General features: G+C 72.0%; 11 protein-coding genes. 10 read left to right on the top strand and 1 reads right to left on the bottom strand.

What is annotated here, in order from left to right; genetic code table 11:
• Positions 1-408 precede the first annotated feature (408 nt).
• Positions 409-2,937, bottom strand: coding sequence for a hypothetical protein (locus AWW66_RS26900; protein ID WP_157527988.1), 2,529 nt, complete (start codon positions 2,935-2,937; stop codon positions 409-411).
• Between the two features lie 72 nt (positions 2,938-3,009).
• Here AWW66_RS26900 and AWW66_RS26895 point away from each other — a divergent pair, with 72 nt between their 5' ends.
• The 10 genes from AWW66_RS26895 to AWW66_RS26850 all read left to right on the top strand — a co-directional run bounded on the left by AWW66_RS26895 (position 3,010) and on the right by AWW66_RS26850 (position 17,674).
• On the top strand, positions 3,010-3,390 hold the full coding sequence (locus tag AWW66_RS26895) for a hypothetical protein (RefSeq protein ID WP_067371904.1): 381 nt from the start codon (positions 3,010-3,012) through the stop codon (positions 3,388-3,390).
• A gap of 125 nt (positions 3,391-3,515) precedes the next feature.
• Complete coding sequence (locus tag AWW66_RS26890; protein WP_067371901.1) at positions 3,516-5,624, top strand: hypothetical protein; 2,109 nt, start codon at positions 3,516-3,518, stop codon at positions 5,622-5,624.
• Between the two features lie 50 nt (positions 5,625-5,674).
• Positions 5,675-7,351: a Cas10/Cmr2 second palm domain-containing protein gene (locus AWW66_RS26885; RefSeq protein ID WP_067371898.1), complete on the top strand. Its 1,677-nt coding sequence runs from the start codon at positions 5,675-5,677 to the stop codon at positions 7,349-7,351.
• Positions 7,351-9,849: an RAMP superfamily CRISPR-associated protein gene (locus tag AWW66_RS26880; RefSeq protein ID WP_067371895.1), complete on the top strand. Its 2,499-nt coding sequence runs from the start codon at positions 7,351-7,353 to the stop codon at positions 9,847-9,849. Before AWW66_RS26885 ends, AWW66_RS26880 begins: the two co-directional genes overlap by 1 nt.
• A complete protein-coding gene (locus AWW66_RS26875; protein ID WP_067371892.1) occupies positions 9,849-11,525 on the top strand; it encodes an RAMP superfamily CRISPR-associated protein in 1,677 nt (558 codons plus the stop codon). Before AWW66_RS26880 ends, AWW66_RS26875 begins: the two co-directional genes overlap by 1 nt.
• A complete protein-coding gene (gene csx19 / locus AWW66_RS26870) occupies positions 11,522-12,163 on the top strand; it encodes a type III-D CRISPR-associated protein Csx19 (protein ID WP_067371890.1) in 642 nt (213 codons plus the stop codon). Before AWW66_RS26875 ends, csx19 begins: the two co-directional genes overlap by 4 nt.
• Positions 12,160-14,787, top strand: coding sequence for a TIGR03986 family type III CRISPR-associated RAMP protein (locus tag AWW66_RS26865; protein ID WP_067371887.1), 2,628 nt, complete (start codon positions 12,160-12,162; stop codon positions 14,785-14,787). The genes csx19 and AWW66_RS26865 overlap by 4 nt, the downstream gene beginning before the upstream one ends.
• A 126-nt stretch (positions 14,788-14,913) precedes the next feature.
• Positions 14,914-15,603, top strand: a complete 690-nt coding sequence (gene cas6 / locus AWW66_RS26860) for a CRISPR-associated endoribonuclease Cas6 (protein ID WP_067371885.1) — start codon at positions 14,914-14,916, stop codon at positions 15,601-15,603.
• Between the two features lie 110 nt (positions 15,604-15,713).
• The gene (locus AWW66_RS26855) at positions 15,714-16,508 is read left to right on the top strand and encodes a CRISPR-associated endoribonuclease Cas6 (protein WP_067371883.1); all 795 of its coding nucleotides are present in this window, start codon (positions 15,714-15,716) and stop codon (positions 16,506-16,508) included.
• Positions 16,505-17,674, top strand: a complete 1,170-nt coding sequence (locus AWW66_RS26850; protein ID WP_245648504.1) for a hypothetical protein — start codon at positions 16,505-16,507, stop codon at positions 17,672-17,674. Before AWW66_RS26855 ends, AWW66_RS26850 begins: the two co-directional genes overlap by 4 nt.
• Positions 17,675-17,715 lie beyond the last annotated feature (41 nt).

The following is a 17,715-nucleotide window of genomic DNA, read 5'->3' as shown; positions in this document are numbered from 1 at the left end:
GTTGCGATCCCTCCAGGGGTGATGAGCGACGGCGCAAAGGCCCGGATCTGGTGTCCGGAAGATCGTTGCGATCCCTCCAGGGTGATGAGCGACCCCGGCACGGCGGCCAGGGGCCGGCCAGCTGGTCGAGGTTGCGATCCCTCCAGGGGTGATGAGCGACCGCCCGTCCCGATGCGCAGCCAGGGTCAGCCTCACCGCGTTGCGATCCCTCCAGGGGTGATGAGCGACGACGTCGCCGGCCCGTAGTCCGAGTCGATCGCGCCGGGGTTGCGATCCCTCCAGGGGTGATGAGCGACCCGAACCTTAAGTCGCAGGTCAGAGCTGCTTTCTCCGCCTCGGATCGGGCGGATTTTGCAGCGGACCGCCGGTTGTGCATCTGTGCTGGTCAGAGCGCTGAAGCAGAGTTGCTCAGTACGTGGCGGGCGAAGAGGCATGTCGACATTGCGGGTAGGTCTGATCCGGTGGGGTGAGTGTCGAACCAGCGCGGCGCGTTTCGGCCCTGTCGGCGGCGTTGGCTGCCCGTCGTTCGCTGATGGCAGTTCTGACCTCTTCCAGGATTTTGGCGTGGAGTCGAAGCAGGCTTCCCTTTTGGTTGGGCTTCCCTAGTCGGAGGGTAGCGGCTGCGGTAACTGCTTCGCGCAGCAACTCGGACAAGCTACGCGGCAGCCGAGCGGAGTCGGCCGGACTTAGCTCGTGGTTTCGCGCGCGGTTTTCCGCTGCGTCGACAACGACGATGTCTGCGGTCGTCTTGGTGCCGTGGGTGATCGGGGCTCGATCACGCGCCTCGTTGAGTAGGTCGAGGATCAGTGCGGGCCACGCCTTGGGTCGATCTTCCTCCTTGATTTTCTTCCTCAGGTCTTTGCGGAAGTTTGCGTAGGCTCTGCCCTTGTTTTGTCCCGTTTCAGTGGCGGCGACGGATGCTTCCATGGCGTCGGCCGCGACGACCAGCAGGCGGATGCGGTCGGCGGGCGCTGTCGCGGTGGCGAGGGCGTTTTCGACGAGTTCCAGGCGCTGCACGATCATCCCGGTCGTCGAGCGGGGTGGCGCGTGGGTCGTGTTGGGCTGGCGAGGGTATCGCGGGGGCTGCCGGCTGGCGAAGGTGTCGGCCAAGCGGCGGGCCCGGTCGGTGGGTTCCTCGCCGATTGCTGAGGCGGCCAGCAGCCGCCAGGCGACGTCCAGTTCCAGGGAGCGCAGAGCCCGTTCGGCGGCGATGAGGAGCGGGAGGTCACCGCCGGTGATGGCGGGCCAGAGGTGGACGTCTGTGTAGGTTTCCCCGGCGGAGGGTTTCGCGTTCTCGCGGACGAACAGGGGGATGCCGTGCCGCGCTCCGATGAGGCGCATGGCACGCAGTAGTGCGAGCATCACCGGCTTGTTGCCGGTGGGGATGAGAAGCAGCGCCCCGGTCTCACGGGTAAGCCGGGTCTCGATGGCCTGCTCGACGGCGTGTGGATCGACATCGGCGAGGTGGATCGACTCGGTCCAGGCTGCGCCTCGGGGCGCGCCGGTGATCTGGTGGGTGACGCCGGTGACCAGCTCGGCGTCGGCGGTGGCGACCTCGCGGCTGCCCTGGCCGTCGTCGACTCCGAAGATGACCGCTCGGAGTCGGGCTTCCTGCACGCCCAGGAAGTTGGCAACTGCCGGGGGTAGGCCACGGCTCAGTTGCTGCCCTACCGATTCGGTGGTGCTGGTCTGCGGTGGGACGCCGGCTAGCCACACCGCCAGCACGGTGTCTGCTGGCGCGACTGGGGGCTCGGGTAGGCCGGCCTGCTGCCAGGCGTTCCCGTCGTTCAGATACCGGGAGAGGTAGTCGCCGATGAACTTCGAGTCGCAGGGAGCGGGTGGACGGAGGTTGTGGCTGCCCTTGCCGATGTTCTGCAGCGAGTTGACCTCGGCCCCGTACAGCCATTGGTAGGAGGGCAGGGCGGCCGAGGCGCAGATGATCGGGTCGTCGTGGTGGCGGTGGGCGATTCGGGCGAGTTTGGCTCCCAGTGGTGGTCCGCCTCGGGGTTCCTCGCAGCGGCGGAGCAGGTCCTCGGCCCACGGGTGGTTGATCTTGTCGAGGTCGAGGAGTTCTTCGTACCGGCTGGTGATGTAGCGGCGGACGGCGAGGCTGGCGGTGCCGTCTCGGCGGACGACGGCGTCGGCGAGTACCGCCCGCAAGGATGCGGTGTCGTGGGCGGCGAAGCCCTTGTCGTGGCGGTCGACGGCTTCGCGGACCAGTTCGCGTCCGGCGTCGGTGAGCCGGACGGTGGGTGGGTCCGTGTGGGTGAGGTCGGACAGGGCGGCGAACATCCGCCAGCGAACGAGGACGCCGGCGACGGGGTCGGTGTCGAGTTGTTCCAGGGGGTCGATGGTCTCGTAGGCCGTGGGGCCGGTGGTGAGCACCAGCCGCCAGGGGAGGCCGGCCTGGGAGAGGGCGGTGAGCGTGCCCATGGCCAGTGCGGTGGCGCCGGAGCCCCAGGTCACCAGTGCCTGCTGGTAGGTGGGGGCGTCGTCGAGGTGTCGGGCGAGAGCGTGGACGACCGGTGCCTCGGCCAGGTCGTCGACGGCTATCGCGGTGGCGGCCCTGACGGGGGTGTTGGTGCTGGTTGCGGAGACGAGGGCGTCGGTGAGGGTCTGTGCGATCGGCATCGTGTCCAGGGGGTGGGGTGGCTGTTGCCGGGTGCCGATCAGCACGACGTCGAGGTCCGGTGTTGCGGCGACGGCGGCCAGCGCGCCGAGCAGGGGGCTGGGCGCGGGCGTGTGGGGGTAGTCGTCGTCCCAGGCGCCCTTGTTGAGCAGCTGCCGGACGGCGGTGGCTCCCTCGGGGCTGGCGGCGGCGGTGGTGAGCTGTCGGCACCGGGCCTGGATGCGTGCGGCGCGGATGGCGTGAGCGGCAGTGGGGGAGGAAGGCAGGAGGAGGTCCGCTTCTCCGACGACGTGTACCAGCAGGCGCATGCGGACCATTGTGAACCACGACTACGACGGACGATTACCCGGTGTGTCGTCTCCGTGCCTACGCTGGCGGGCATGCAGTCCCTGGATGCTGGCCCGCCTGTCGAGGTGGTCAACCTGACGCCGCACGTGGTGTGTCTGCTGGGTGGTGAGCTGGCAGTGGAGGTGCCGCCGTCGGGTCCGCCGGCGCGGGTGGTGTTGCGGCCGGACATTGCCGACGGGGTGGTGCGGGTGGGTCCGCTGGTGGTGCCGCTGAAGCGGACGGCGGCGTCGCCTGTGGTCGTCGGGGTGCCGGAGAGCCGGCCGGGAGTGCTGTTCATCGTGGCCCGGGCGGTGGCGGAGGCGTTGCCGGAGCGCAACGATCTCGTCTATCCCCATGACACGGTCCGGGATGCCGGCGGCAGGGTTGTCGGATGTCGGTCACTTGCCCGGCCGGCGGTTGCCGGCGGTGGGTGAGTGCGGCTGTGCTGGGCCACCCCGTCCGTTCGGGTGGGAGCGATGAGCGGGCTTGCCGCAAGGATCCGCGACTCGGATACTTTTGTAGTTGAACTAGCGGGGTATGGATCTGTAGCCTGCCTCCCGTGCATGTGTTCCCCGCCGAGATCCCGGCAGCAGAGGCCCGCCGCGCCGACGTCGTGGAGGTCCGGGTGGCCCGCAAGGTGGCGGCGCTGTTCGGGCTGGGTAGCGAGCTGCCCCCGTTCCGCCGGTCGTGGGTGTGTGACTTCACGGAGCTTTCCCTGGCGGAGGTCGGTCGGGGAGCACCCAGCCCCGACCGCGCGGACCGGTCCAGGTTGGAGTCCACGCCGGCCCGCTCGACCGGCGGCGACCCTCCGGAATGGGCGTGGTCGGGCCGCGCGGTGTGGGCACCGCAGCAGGGCACCCTGCCCGGCGCGCTGACGAACGCGACCCTGAACCGGTACGGGCCCGACACCAAGGCCGCAGCGGTGCTGGCCGGCGCGAACCGGCTCCTGCAGGGTCCGACCGAGGCGGTGGCGGAGGTGTGCCGGTATCTGGCCCACACGGACTGCGACGCCGAGTTGCGGCTGGCCGTGTGGGCGGGTCTGGTGCTCGAGGTCTACCGGGCGCAGCCGGCGCTGGTGGTCGCCGCCATCCAGGCCCGCCAGGTGCAGCGGTCGCTGTCGGCCCGCTGGGGCACGCAGGTCGACCGGGCCGCGGTCACCGCCGCCGGCGCCCCCTCCGAGATCCACCCTCCGTCCGACCCGGACGACGCCAGCGACCCGCACGAGTCGGCCAGCCGATGGCAACCCACCTCCTTCGACCTGGTCGATGCCACCCTGCCGGCCGTCGGGCTGGCCGACGACCCGGCCACCGGACCGGGCCTGCTGGCCCCGGACACGCTCGACGACATCGCCTCGGCGTGGTGCCACCGACTGGTCGGGGTAGGACGACCGGGCCGGGGCGTGGTGTGGCTGACCGAGGACAGCGGTGGGTCACGGCGGGTCCACGCCATGGTGCGCGTCGGTGCCGTGGTGGCACCGTTCGTGGCGGCCACCCTCGGCGGCACCCACCGCCCCGAACGAAAGCACCCGCCGGTGCTGCCGACCCTGCCCACCGTCGACGTGCTGGCCGACCTGCCGCTGCTGCAGCGCCGCGCCCACCTCCTGGTGGCCCACGTGGCCGTGAACTACCTGCGGTACCGCGACGAGCTGCTCCGGGACTGGCCGGAACTCCGGACGCGGACACGCGCGTTGGTGGCCCGCGCCGTCCGGGGGTGTGCCGACGTCCTCGCCGCCGACGATCCGGTGCCGCTGCAGCTGCGGGCGTATGACGCGTATCTGGAGGTGTGGGATCCGCCGCGCGCCGGGCGGGCCGATGGGACTCCTGGCGCCGCCGACGGCACCCGCCCGGCGGCGTCGGTCCGGCGGCTGCTGGATTCGCAGCATGCCGTGGTGCAGGCGTGGCGGGCGGGGCGGCTGGATCCCGGCGCCGCCGCGTACCTGTTGGAGATCGGTGTCGTCGCGCTGCGGGACGCGGACCGGGCCGTCGACCCGGCCGCGGTCGGGTCGTGGTGGTCGGCGAGCCTAGAGGCCCGCGGTCTGGACCCTCGGGGTGACCTGGCGGCCCGCGTCGCCGCGCTCAGCGACGCGCAGGTGTTCCACCTGCAGCACTACGCCGCCTGGCTGGCCCGCAGCGGACGGCGCACGGACCTGCGCCGGGCCCTGGCGGTGCAGGAGCGGGTCGTCGCGGTGCGCGTCCAGGTAGCTCGTCGTGAGCCGGCCGGGTTCGCGGCGAAGTCCGCCGCCGCGCGGGACGGGCACGAGTTGGCCGCGACGATCGCCACCGACCTGGCCCTGGCCACCCCCGACCGGGAGCGCCGGGCGCGGACCCACGCCCTGGAAACCGCAGTCCGGCACGCCCATGCGGTGCTGGCCGACCCGAGCATCTCCGACCTAAAACGGGCGAAGAGTCCGCAGCCCGCCACCGGCCGGATCGCCCGAGTGGTGGCGCGGGCCCTGACCGTGGCCGCGTCCCAGCACGTGGCGGTGGACACGACGGACGTCGCCGCTGCGGTGGCGCTGCTCGACCGTGCCCTCGCCGACGACGAATCCCGTGGCACGGCGCCCGGCGACGCCCCCGGCAATGGTGAGACCCATCCGGGCACGCTGCGCGAGTGGCGGGTGCGCCTGATCGACATGTCCGGTGCCGCCGCCACCGCCCCGAGGGGATGACGGCCGGCGTAGTGACCTCTTCCCGAATCCCCGAGAGACGAGACCCGACGATGACCAGAGAACCCGAACGACGTGAACCGGGTGCCGGCAGGCACTGGGTTCTGATCGAGACCGGCGGCAACCAGGCGTACATCTTCGGCAGCAACCGTCTGCGACACGTCGTCGGAGCGTCGCAGCTCGTGCACGAGGTCGGCACCGAATGGGTGCGGGACGCGGTCACTGACGCCGCCCTGTCACCTGACCCGGTGGTGATGACCGCCTCGGGTAAGGCCCTGCTGCTCGTGGACTCGGCCGCCGCCGGACAAGCGGTGATCCGGGCGGTCACCCGGCGGGCGCTGACGGAGGCGCCCGGGTTGCGCGTGACGGGGGTAGTGGGCCCTGGATTCGACCCCACCGACGACGGCGCGCACGAGGAGGCCCGCCGCGACACCTACGCGCTGCACGGCAGGGTCCGGGCCGCCCGCACCGACCTGGTGCTGCGCGACCGGGTGTTCCCCTGGCACCGGCTGTGCCGCGACAGCGGCCAGCCCGCCGCCCGGGAGGAGGTCTACGGCAGCGGGGAGCCGGCCGTGCCGGCCTCCGCCGGCATGCTGGCCCGCTCCGGGGCCCGTAACCGGGCCCGCCGACGGCTACGCGACCGGCTCGGTGACCGCCTCGCCGCCGTAATACCGACGCACCTCGACGAACTGCGCCACGGCGGCTGGGTGGCGGTCGTGCACGCCGACGGCAACGGTGTCGGTGGCTTGTTCCGCACGTTCGCCGCGCACGTCGCCGCCGTCGAGAAGACCGACCGGGTGTCGGTGGCGACCCACGCGCGGTACCAGCGCGCCGTCGCGACGCAACTCGACGACGCGACCTGGGACGCGGTACGCGACGCGGTCGGTGAGCTCATCGACGAGCGGCCGGACGAGAACCTGACCGGACGGCTGCTGCCGATCGTCGTCGGAGGCGACGACGTGACGGTGGCCTGCGACGCGGCGCTGGCCGTGCCGTTCGTGCGATCGTTCGCCGCCGCGTACGCGCGGCGTACCGCCGCGCAGCCGACGCTGTCGGCGATCGCCCGCGTCGCGACCGGGCACGCCGGGCTCACCGCCTCCGCCGGGATCGCTGTGGTGAAGTCGCACCACCCGTTCGCCACCGCCTACGGCCTGGCCGAGGCGCTCACCGTCTCCGCCAAGCGGTTTGCGCCGGAAGGCCGGACGTTGGCCGCGTGCGACATCCACGTGGCGCACACCTCGACGCTGCGGGACCTGGACCAGCTACGCCAGTACGTGCGTGGGGACGACGGCAGTCCGGTCGCCCGGTATGCCGGCCCGTACCTGCTCGACCGGGCCGGGGACCTGCCCGGCGAGCTGCGGCACCGTGGCGTCGACCTGCTCGACGAGGTCGACGGGTGGCTCGGCCCCGACGGGTGGCTGTCGGCCGCGCAGGCCCATGCCCTGCGCGATGCTGCCGACCGCAGCCTGGCCGAGTACCGCCACCACCTGGACCTCTTGCTGGCCCGCGCCTTCGACCCGCGGCGGGCCCGCGAGCTGCTCGACGTCCAGCCGGCGACGGCCGCGACAGCGGACGGCCCGGCCGGCGGATCCGAGGCCGGACCGGCCGGCTCCGACGTGGCGGGCCCGTTCCTGCGGCTGTTCGACGCGCTGCACCTGCGCGGTCTGCGACTGCCCACGTCGGACCTGCCCACGCCGGACGCCGTACCTGCCCTCGCCCGAGGTGCCTGATGAGTGTGCCCGTCACGTTCGACATCACCCTGGAGTTCCTCAGCGACTGGCATGTCGGCACCGGCCAGGGCCGGCTCGGCGCCGTCGACGCCGAGGTCCGCCGCGACGCCGACGGCCTGCCGTTCGTGCCGGCCAAAACCCTCGTCGGAGTGTGGCGGGACGCGTGCGAGACCGTCGCCGACACGTTCGACCGGGCAGGGGACCGGCCGGGTGCCTGGCAGGATTGGGTCACCTGGCTGTTCGGGTCCCAAGCCGCCCGGACCGGGGATCCGACCGCGCGGGCCGGCCGGCCGCCGGTGCCGGCGGCCCTGACGGTCACCCCGGCGAGGGCACCCGACTGGTTGCGGGCCGGGGTACGGAACCGGCCGGCGCTCGCGCAGGCCGCCGTCGTGCTCCGGCCCGGCGTGCGGATCGACGACGCGACCGGCACGGCAGCCGACCGGCTGCTGCGTGTCGAGGAGCGGGCGATCCGCACCCTGCGGCTGCACGCCGAGGCCAGCATCGCCGGCACCGCCCTGACCGGCCCGGCAGGCTCGACCGGTGCCACCGACACCGGTCGGCTGCCGGAGCCGGCGGAGCTGCTGCTGCGAGCCGGCGCACGGCTCGTCGAAGCCGTCGGCGGCAAACGGAACCGCGGCTGCGGGCGCGTCGCCGTCCTGCTGCCCGGCACCCGCCTGGACGACGCCGCCGGCCACCCCACCGTCACCGATACGCGCCTCGCCGACCTGCTCGCCGCCGGGGTGCCGCCCACACCGCCGGCCCCGCCCACGCCGGCGGAGGCGGTCGTGGTGTACCCGTACGCCCGGATGCACCCCGACCGGCGGCGCACCGTGCGGCTGGTCCTGAAGGTGATCACACCGGTGGTGGCCCAGCAGGACGTGCTGGGCAACGTCATCTCCAGCCGCGACGCCATCCCCGGCACCGCGCTGCTGGGCATGGTGCTGGGACGCGCCGTGCGCGCCCCGCACGCTGGCGGCACCCGCCCTGGCCGGGTGGGGTTGGGTGAGGTGAGCGTCAGCGACGCCGTGCCGGCCCACAGTGAACCGCACGACCCGATGTCGGTGGTCCCCGCCCGCCCGGTACCGGCGGTGTGGCACCGAAGCGACAAGGGCCGGGGAAGCACGGTGCACAACACCGTGCACGGCACCAGGGCATCAGAAGACCGCGCCAAGCCCATGTCCGGGTGGATCGTGCCGGCCGGCGACCGCTGGCGGTACCTCGACCCTGCCAAGTCGGTGTCCACCCACGCCGTCGTCGACGACGACGCCCGCCGCCCCACCGTCGCCAGCGGCGGCGTCTACACCTACCTGGGTATCGCCCCGGACACGCTGCTGTGTGCTGACGTCGTGCTGCCCGCCGACGTCCGGCTGCGGCTGAACCAGGGGGAACGCCTCCGCTTCGGCCGCTCCCGCAAGGACGACTTCGGTCTGGTCGAGGTCGTCGAGGTGCTCGATGTGCTCCCGGCGCCCCCGCCGCCGCGACCGGAAACGGGTCCGCTGCGGGTGTGGTGCGTCTCCGACGTCCTGCTGCGCGACGAGCGGCTGGCCCCGGACCCGTCGCCGCGGGCCCTGGCCCGGGCGCTGTCCGCGGCGTTGGCCCCGACGGCAGTCGAGCCGGGTCGGGACACCACGGCGGTGGTGTCGTGCGTGGTGGTCGAGGAGGCCACGGTGGTGGCGGCGACCCGGCGGGAGGGGTTCGGGGTTGCCTGGTGCCGCCCGCGTCCGAGTCAGGTCGCGCTGCGGGCCGGAAGCGTCGTCACCCTCACCGTGACCGGCCCGGTCGATCCGCAGCGGCTGGCCGAGCTGGAACGCGACGGTATCGGGGAGCGCACCGTCGAGGGCTACGGCCGGATCCGGTTCAACCCGCCGGAGCTGACCCCCCACCAACCCGCCGTGACGTTCCCCGGCGACTCTTCGTGCCCGGATTCCGGTACACCGGATCACCCATCCGATGACCTGGAGGCCGGGGCCCGGGACGCGGCCCCCAATCACCGTGGCCCGGTGCACCCCCTGGAGGTCAACGCCTGGCGGCGGGCCATCCGCCGGGCCAGCGCGCACCTGAGCCCCGGCGACCTGATTCCGGGAATCGACCGGCTGGCCGGGAACCGGGCCCAGCTCGGCGCGCTGCGCCGGCAACTGGAGCGGCTCACGGTGCCCAACGGGTCGGCCATGGTGCGCCACTGGCTGGCAGGCACCGGGGCGGTCCCCGCCCGCCGCGACGCATGGACCGAGCCGGTCCTCAACGAGATCGCCGCGCTGCTGGTCGACGACCCGAACCGCGTGTGGGAACGCCTCAAGCTGGCGGGCACCCAACGCGACCTGGTTCTCGCCGCTGGCCGGGAAGACGACGTGCGGCACCGGCTGCACACCGAGGCAGTGACGACGGCGGTCACCGACATGCTGCGACGCCTCGCCCGGCAGCGCAGCGCCACCACCGGTGGCATCCCGGACCGGGACACCTCCACCTCACCGGCCACGACGGCGAAGGAGCAACACTGATGGGCCAGTCGATCGGTACCCGGATCGAGGTCATCGGCGTCCTCACCTGCCTCGGCCCGGTCCACGTCGGCGGCTGGGACACCACCGCCGAGGCCAACCTGACCATCGCCCGCGACGGCACCGGCCGGCCGTGCCTGCCCGGCACCTCGATCGCCGGCGCCCTCCGGGCCTACCTCACCGGCGTCACCGGATTCCGAGGTAACCGCGCAGCCACGCTGATGAACGCCCTGTTCGGACACATCGACTCGACCGGTCGAGGCGGGTCGCCGTCCTGGCTCCGCGTCGATGACGCGCACCTGATCGGCGAGGACGTCCCGCTGACGGTACGCGACGGGGTCGGCATCGACCGACGCTCGGCCAGCGCCGCCGCGACCTACCTCTACACCCGGCAGGTTCTGCCGGCCGGGACCCGGTTCGCGCTGCGCCTGGTCGCCGACACCCCGACCACCGCCGCCGCCCCGGACTACCCCGGCGGTTGGTCGGGGCTGGTGCGCGACGCCGTCGAAGCCGTGGCCGACGGTCTGGCCCACGGCCGGGTCCCCATCGGCGCTGGCCGGGGCCGTGGCTTCGGGCAGGTGCAGCTGCGCGACGTCACCGTGCGCAGCGCCGACCTGTCCGACCCGGCCGGCCTGGTCGCCTGGCTCACCGGCGCGGTCCCGGCCACCCCACGCCCGCCCAGCGAGGACACCGCGCCAGCGGACGGCCGGCTCCAGGTCACCGTCACCTGGCGGCCGGTCACCCCGCTGCTGGTGCGCGACTCGATGCCCGGCACCGTCGTCGACACCCTGCCGTTGACCGACACCGCCGCCGACGGAACGGTCCGGCTGCTGCTGCCCGGCTCGTCGATCCGTGGCGTGGTCCGCGCGCACGCCGAACGGATCGTCCGCACGCTGCAGGGCGGCGACGCCCCGGTCGGCTTCCTCGACACGTTGATCCATCCACCGCCCGGTGTCGACGTGCTGTTCGGGTCCGCACCCCCCAGGCGTCGCACCGACCCGGAGCAGGCGGTCCCGGACGGTGAAGGTATCGGGGAGCCTGCCGGTAGGGGGTGGCGGGGAGTCGTGACGGTTGCCGACTGCCACAGCGCCGGACAGGTCAGCGCACCCCAGTGGAACGGCATCGTCACCACCAGCCCTGAGTCGGTCGACGCCTCGGGTGTGGAACGGAAGGACCGCGAGCAACGCAACAGCGCCCGCGACCAAGCCCGCACCGCCCTGCGCGAAGGGCTGGGCGACATCAGCGGCAACATCGCGCTCGGGGTCAGCGACCACGTCGCCATCGACCGGTGGACCGGCGGTGCCGGTGACCACCGGCTCTTTAGCGTCCTCGACCCCGACACCACGGTGGCGTGGGAACCGATCCGCATCGAGGTCGACACCACCCGCCTGGACGGCCACCGTGCGCCCACCGGCGCGACCTCGGGCCCGTTGGCGCTGCCGCTGCTGCTGCTCGTCCTGCGGGATCTGCGCGACGGGTGGCTGAGCCTCGGCTACGGCGGCACCCGCGGACGGGGCCAGATCGAGGTCACTGGCGTGACGTTCACCGGCGACGGACTGAGCGGACCCTGGCAGTCGCTGGCCGGACGCACCCTCGACAGCATCCTCACCGACCCGCCCCCGGAGGTCATCGACAGCATGACCACCTGGGCTACCGCGTTCCAGGAGGTGCCAGCGTGAATATCGGCCACCAGGACGCGGCACTGCACGCCGTGCGGGCCGCCGAGAACCTCACCGCGGCCGACGCGGTCGCCTGGTTCACCCCCGGCACCCCACCGGGACGACAGGTGATCGGCTACACCCTGTCGGCCCGAGCCGCCACCTGGCTGCGGATCGACCCGACCGGGGCCATCGAGGTGGCCGCCGGAACGGCCGGGGACGTGCTCACCGGGGCGTACGAGATGGTGCTCTTCGACGGCGCGCGGGAACTGCGCTGGCTGCGCACCCCGGACGGGCGCGGCCCGGCGGTCGCCCTCGGCGAGGACCCGGCCAGCCTCCCGGACGGGTCTGAGGTCACCGCCGATCCGCCGCCCCGACGCGGCGACACCCATGCCCGGCTGCTCGCCGGCACCCCCGCTGCCCACGACATGGCCGGCTGGTCGACGCTGGGCAGCCAGCGGTACGCCGCCGCCCACCTGCCGGTGACGTTCACCGGCGGCGACGTGCTCACCATCGAGACCGTCGAGTACCTCGTCGAGGACGAACACGGCAACCTCGACGTCGCCGACACCCGCATGGTCGCGCTGCGATCGACCAACAAGGAGGCGGTGCGTGCCGTCGCCGTCACCATGACCGGCCAGGAAGGAACGGCGACGTGAGCGGGCCCGTGAACAAGCTCGAGAAGATCGTCCCGGCGGAGCTGACCAAAACGGGTGAGGTTCTGGAGGGGGTGATCCTCAGCAGCGATCGGGCCAAGGACAAGAAGCCGAAGCGCCTCGACCGGTCCGCGTGGGACGACGCCCTCGCCGAGCACGTGGCCACCATGGCCGACGGTGACACCGTCACGGTGGTGGTCACCTTCAACCTGGCAGACGGGAAGCGGACCGCCCGGCTGGCAGGGGTCGCCCCGCTGGCCACAGTCACTAAGGACCGTGACCGGACGGCACTTCTCGCGAAGGCCGGCGGGTTCGTCAACCCGTACACGTTCGTGCCGACCCTGCCCCGCAGCGACCAGCACGGCACCCGCCTGGCCGGCACCGACCTGGACGACGCCCCACCACCGAGCCACGCCCACCACGCGGACGGGCAGTGGAGCGGAACGCTGTCGCTGACCCTGACCACCGTCACCCCGCTCCTGCTGCCCGTGCCCGCCGCGACGCCGTCGCAGGACGGCGTGCGGACCTTCGACGTGCGGGTCGACCCGCACGGCCGACCGCTGATCCACGGCGCGTCGCTCAAGGGCGCGCTGCGCAGCGCCTACGAGACGATCACAGCCAGCCGGTACGGGATCTTCTTCGAACACCACGAACGGCTCGCCTACCGCGTCAATGCCGGTGCCGCGCTGAACCTGACCCCGGCCCGGGTGTATCTCCGTGAGGACGGCACCGCGGCTTTCCGGCTGTGCCGCGGGGACGCCGACTGGACGCAGTCCAGCACGCGGGGCAACGAGGTGCAGTACGCCGCCTGGGTACCGACATACAAAGTGAGCCCCGTTCGCCGCCTCGGCGATCTGGCCCGAGGGCCGCTGACCCAGCATCACGGCAGCCCGGTCCACGCCCGTCTCGTCCTGCACCAGTACCGCAAGGGCAAGACCCAGTTCCAGGTGTGGCGTGCCACCCACCTGGCCCGTACCGCCGCCGAGATCACGGGCTCACTCCCACCCGACCCGGCGGCTGGCCGGAACTCCGCACACACGTTGACCCCCGTGACCGGGGTCGCGCCCAGATTCGTCCGGGGTTGGCTGTCCGCCACCGGGTACTCGATCGGAAGAAAGCACGACGAACGGCTGTTCGTGGAGACCGACGGCGTGGAAGTCCCCCTCGCCGCCGAGCATGTGAGCTACTGGCAGTCGGTGCTGCGGGCCTACGACGTGGCCCAGGGATACAACGACCCCAACGCCACGTACTCTCGCGGCACCTCGACGGCGCGGGGCGGAGTCGTCCGGTCCATGCACGTTCCCAGTAACCCGGAGCTGCGGACACTGCCGCCCGGCACGCTCGTCTACGTCAAGTACGACGAGCAGCGCAACGAGGTCACCGAGGTCCACCCGGTCATGATCGGTCGGCTGCCGTTCGACGCCGCGCCGGGGGACCTGCTGCACGAGAGCCTGCGCCCGGCGCGCCACCGCGACGAGCTGTCCCCGGCCGACCGGCTGTTCGGCTGGGTGCCTCCGGGGCGGGCAGACGACGGGACCGACACCAACGACGGCGCCTCGGGCTACCGGGGCCGCCTGCGGGTCCGGTCGATCACCTGCACCACTGAGGACTGGCGGCCCTCGTCCTTCCCATCCGACGGGGTCACCCTCGCCCCGCTGAGCAGCCCCAAACCCACCCAGTTCCGCTTCTACGCATCCCCCGACCCGAGCGTCGGGATGCCCGTGCGCCGGAAAGCGGCGAAAGCCGACGGCTATACCACCGGTGGTGGGCTGCGCGGCCGGAAGATGTACCGCTGGCGTGAGGAAGCCCCCGATCACTGGGAGCCGACCAAGAGCCAGGACAAGGACAGCCAGGCCCCGGGATACCTCGCACTGGAGGACCACTACCAACACGCCACGCAGCTGGTCTGTCACCATGGCTGGGTCCGACCCGAGGTGACGTTCCAGGCCGACCTGTTTCTCGACGGGGTGCCGGACGCCGAACTCGGCGCGCTGCTGTGGCTTCTCACCCGGGGTAAGGACGCTCCGCTGCGGCTCGGCGCCGGCAAGCCGTACGGGTTCGGCGTCGTCACCGCCCGGCTCGACCCGGAACGCACCAGGCTGTGGGACGCGGCCGGGGTCCGCGCCGGCTGGCGGGGTCTGACCCGCCCCGACCCGGTCGGCGCGCACCGGCTCACCGAGCTCGCGGACCGCTTCGACGCCACCGCCCGGGGTAACGAGGTGCTGCGCGAGGCCACCGAGTCGTACCTGGAAGCCGTCAAACCCGTCACCGAACCGGTGCACTACCCACGGATGACCCCGCAGCCGCAGGCGGAGAACTACCAGTGGTTCGTCGCCAACGACCGTGTGGCAGGTGGCGAGACCGTCGAGGGCTGGCCGCTGCCGCACGTCCGCGACAGCGACCAACGGCTGCCGTACCTCGGCAGCGGCCGTGACGAACGACCGCAGGGCAGCCGAGGCGCGGGTGCATCCCCGGAACGCCGGGTACCGCCCCCGCGACCCGCCTCAGGCCAGGAACGACGCCCACAGCCCAGACCCGGTGCCGGTGCGGGCAACGGGAACGGCACGAACCAGCGCGCGGCCGGCCGGCAGGACCCGGGCGGCAAGGACAACCGCACCCGTCGCTGACCCGGCAGGTTGGCGCACGTCACTCCCTATCGGACAGATTCAGAACTCAGGCACCACGCGGGCGTGTCCATCGCGAACACTGCTCGTTTTCTCAACGGGTGCTGACGACAAAACGGAGACCAGGACATGAGGTTCTACGTGGACGTGGCGGGACCCGCCGGTCAACTGCCCTGGAGATACGTCCACGGCGTGGCCCACGCCGTCGTGTACAGCGTGATCGGCGACCAGGCACCAGCCCTGGCCACGCAGCTGCACGACACAGGCTGGGCGGGGAGCGCCCTGCGCCCGGTGGGCATCTCACCCCCGGTCTTCTCCGGCGCGCCGAAGAAGCGCAGCGCGTACATGATGTCGCCGAACGGCCGGATCTGGTTCGGCTCGCCGGTGCCCGCGTTGGCCGCGTCACTGCTGGCCGGTGTGACTAGCCGCCGCGAACTGCAGTGGGGGCCGGTCACCCTGGCCGTCAAGGGCGCCCAGCTGGAGCCCCTCACCAGCCCGGAATCCCCGGCGGTGCTGGAAACCCGTACACCGGTGCTGGTCAAGGTCAACGACGACCGCTACCTGCTGCCCGAGGAGGACGGGTTCGTCGCCGGCCTGGCGGCGAACATCCGTCACAAGGCCGACCTTCTCGGCCTTCCTGGCGACGCCGAGGTCGAGGTGTTGGCGGCCGGGTCACGGCGACGGTTCGACGTCTCCGGCGGTATCCGGATCGGGGCGACGGCCACCATTCGGCTGCACGCCGACGCTCGTCTGATCGGTGCGCTGCGCGAGTGGGGTCTGGGAGTGGGCAACATCCAGGGCTTCGGCTGGGTGAAATGACGGACCCTGTCACAGCCCGGCGGGTGCCGGCGGTCGACGGGGGCGGCCACGGGGCCGGTGCAGCGGCCCGGAATGTCCGGTTCTCAGGGTGAGAGGGTGAGGAGGCAACGGTGCGGTTGCGGGTTCACGTGGTGACGCGGGCATCAGAGATTCCCTGGCCGGCGGTGCTGGTACCAGGGCGGGGGATCGCGTATCAGCTCCTTGCGGCGGCGCACCCCGCGCTCGGGCAGCGACTTCACGAGCAGGGTGCAGGAACCCACGGAATGGTTCCGATCGGTCACAGCGCTCCGTTGTTCCCCAAGGCGCCGCGGCAGCGGGGACGGTACGCGGCCGGCGGCCGCGGGATGGTGGAGTTCGGCAGCCCGGTTCCGGAGGTCGTCGAGGCATGGGCAGGGGCGATTCGGCACCGAGAGATGCTCGACTGGGGTGGGGTGGCGATGCGGATCGCCGATGTCGAGGTGGTGTCGCCCCCGGACTACGTCAACGGCCGGGCACGACTGCGGACGGCCACACCGGTGGTCATGAAACGCGGGGGTGTGGCACCCACAGTTGAGTCGGCACAGCGGGGTGCTGCGGTGAGTGAGCTGGTCAGCCCGGAGGCTGACAGCGGGTCGCGAGCGGATGCGGGCAAGGGGGTGTGGTTACTGCCCACCGACCCCGAGTTCCCGAGCTACGTGCAGGGGAACCTGAACCGAAAGCTGGAGACGCTGGGCTTGCCGGGCACGGTGACGCTGAATGCCATCACCTGGGTCGGGGCGAAGCGGTCGTTCGCCGTGGGCGGGGGAGCGAAGCCAGGCGCCCCGATCGGGGTGGAGCTGAGCGGTGATCCCGAGGCGTTGCAGGCCATCTGGAGCTGGGGCCTCGGCCAGGCCAACTCGGCTGGCTTCGGATGGGTGGAGGCGTGACCGGCGCCGTGGTGGACCAGCCGCCCATCGCCGGCCCGGTGGACAGCGTCGAACTCACCGCTCACCCGCTGCAACGGATCGGCGCGTTCGCCCTGGCGGCGTTGGCTGACGTGCAGTCGCCGGCAGCCGTGTCGGGGGAACGCCTCGTTGCGGTGGCGGACTGGATGACTGACCATGTGGTCGACGCGGCGACTGGCCCCGACACCAAGACACCGGCGGGCTTCTGGCTCAAGTGCAGCCTGTCGCTGTTCCCGAACTCTCCAATGAACCACCCGAGCAACGGGAAGAAACCGCAGCGCGTGGTCGCGGACGCGGTTCGGAGGTGGCGGGGACGTCCGAAGCAAGAGCAGAATCCGCACGTCCCGTGCACGCTGTGCGGCCGACCGGCCGCCGGCTTCTACGGCAAGATGGATGTGCCGCTTGCAGAGAGCGACCTCTATCGCAACAGCACACCCCGGCACCATCACGGAATGGCGCTGTGCTGGCCCTGCCTGTGCTGCTTCCATGCCTTGCCCTACGGCAGCCAGTTGACTGGCGGCCCGGCGGTGGTGCTGCACAGTTGGGACGAGGCGTTCCTGAGCTGGACTGTTGCCGAGCAGGTGGACCGCAACAGACGAGAGATCCTCGTCGGGCGAGGACTACCCCGCCAACCGCCGTCCCACGAGGTCCTCGCCCTGCGGGCGCTGCGTGGATACCACGACGAGCTGAACGCCGGAGTGGAACTGCTGGTGTACAGCAACAACAACCGGGGTCCGGCGCTTGACGTCCACGTGATGGACCAGCCGCTGGCGGAGTGGTTGCGCCGAACCAGTCAGGCTCCCGTCACGAGGGCCGGCTTCACCATCTTACTTCGGGCACACAAGGGCCGAAACCGCCCCGGAGTGGTGAATGTGTCACGCAACGCGTTCCGGGAGCCGGGTCGGATCGTGAGTACCGCAGGTGCCTGGTTGGGGCGGGCAGCGTGCGTTGGCCGCCTGCCCGCTGGAACGTCTGAGCTGGTCAAGTTGTGTATGTCCTACGTCGATGAGGTCATGGGAATGAACCAGGAAGACCTGGCGGAAATCAGGGTGACGGCCGATCGGGTCGGCCAGCTGCTCGGCGAGGGAACCGCCGGACAGTTCAACAAGTTCTACGTGACGTTCCGCAAGCTGAGGTTCCCCCGATAACGCGGAGGGTTGGTTAGCAGGCGAGAGCCTGCTCAGGGATG

It is taken from the genome of Micromonospora rosaria (assembly GCF_001567585.1).
Classification (GTDB): domain Bacteria; phylum Actinomycetota; class Actinomycetes; order Mycobacteriales; family Micromonosporaceae; genus Micromonospora; species Micromonospora rosaria.
Note: the sequence above shows the minus strand (reverse complement) of the source record. Positions and strands in the feature narration are given on the sequence as shown.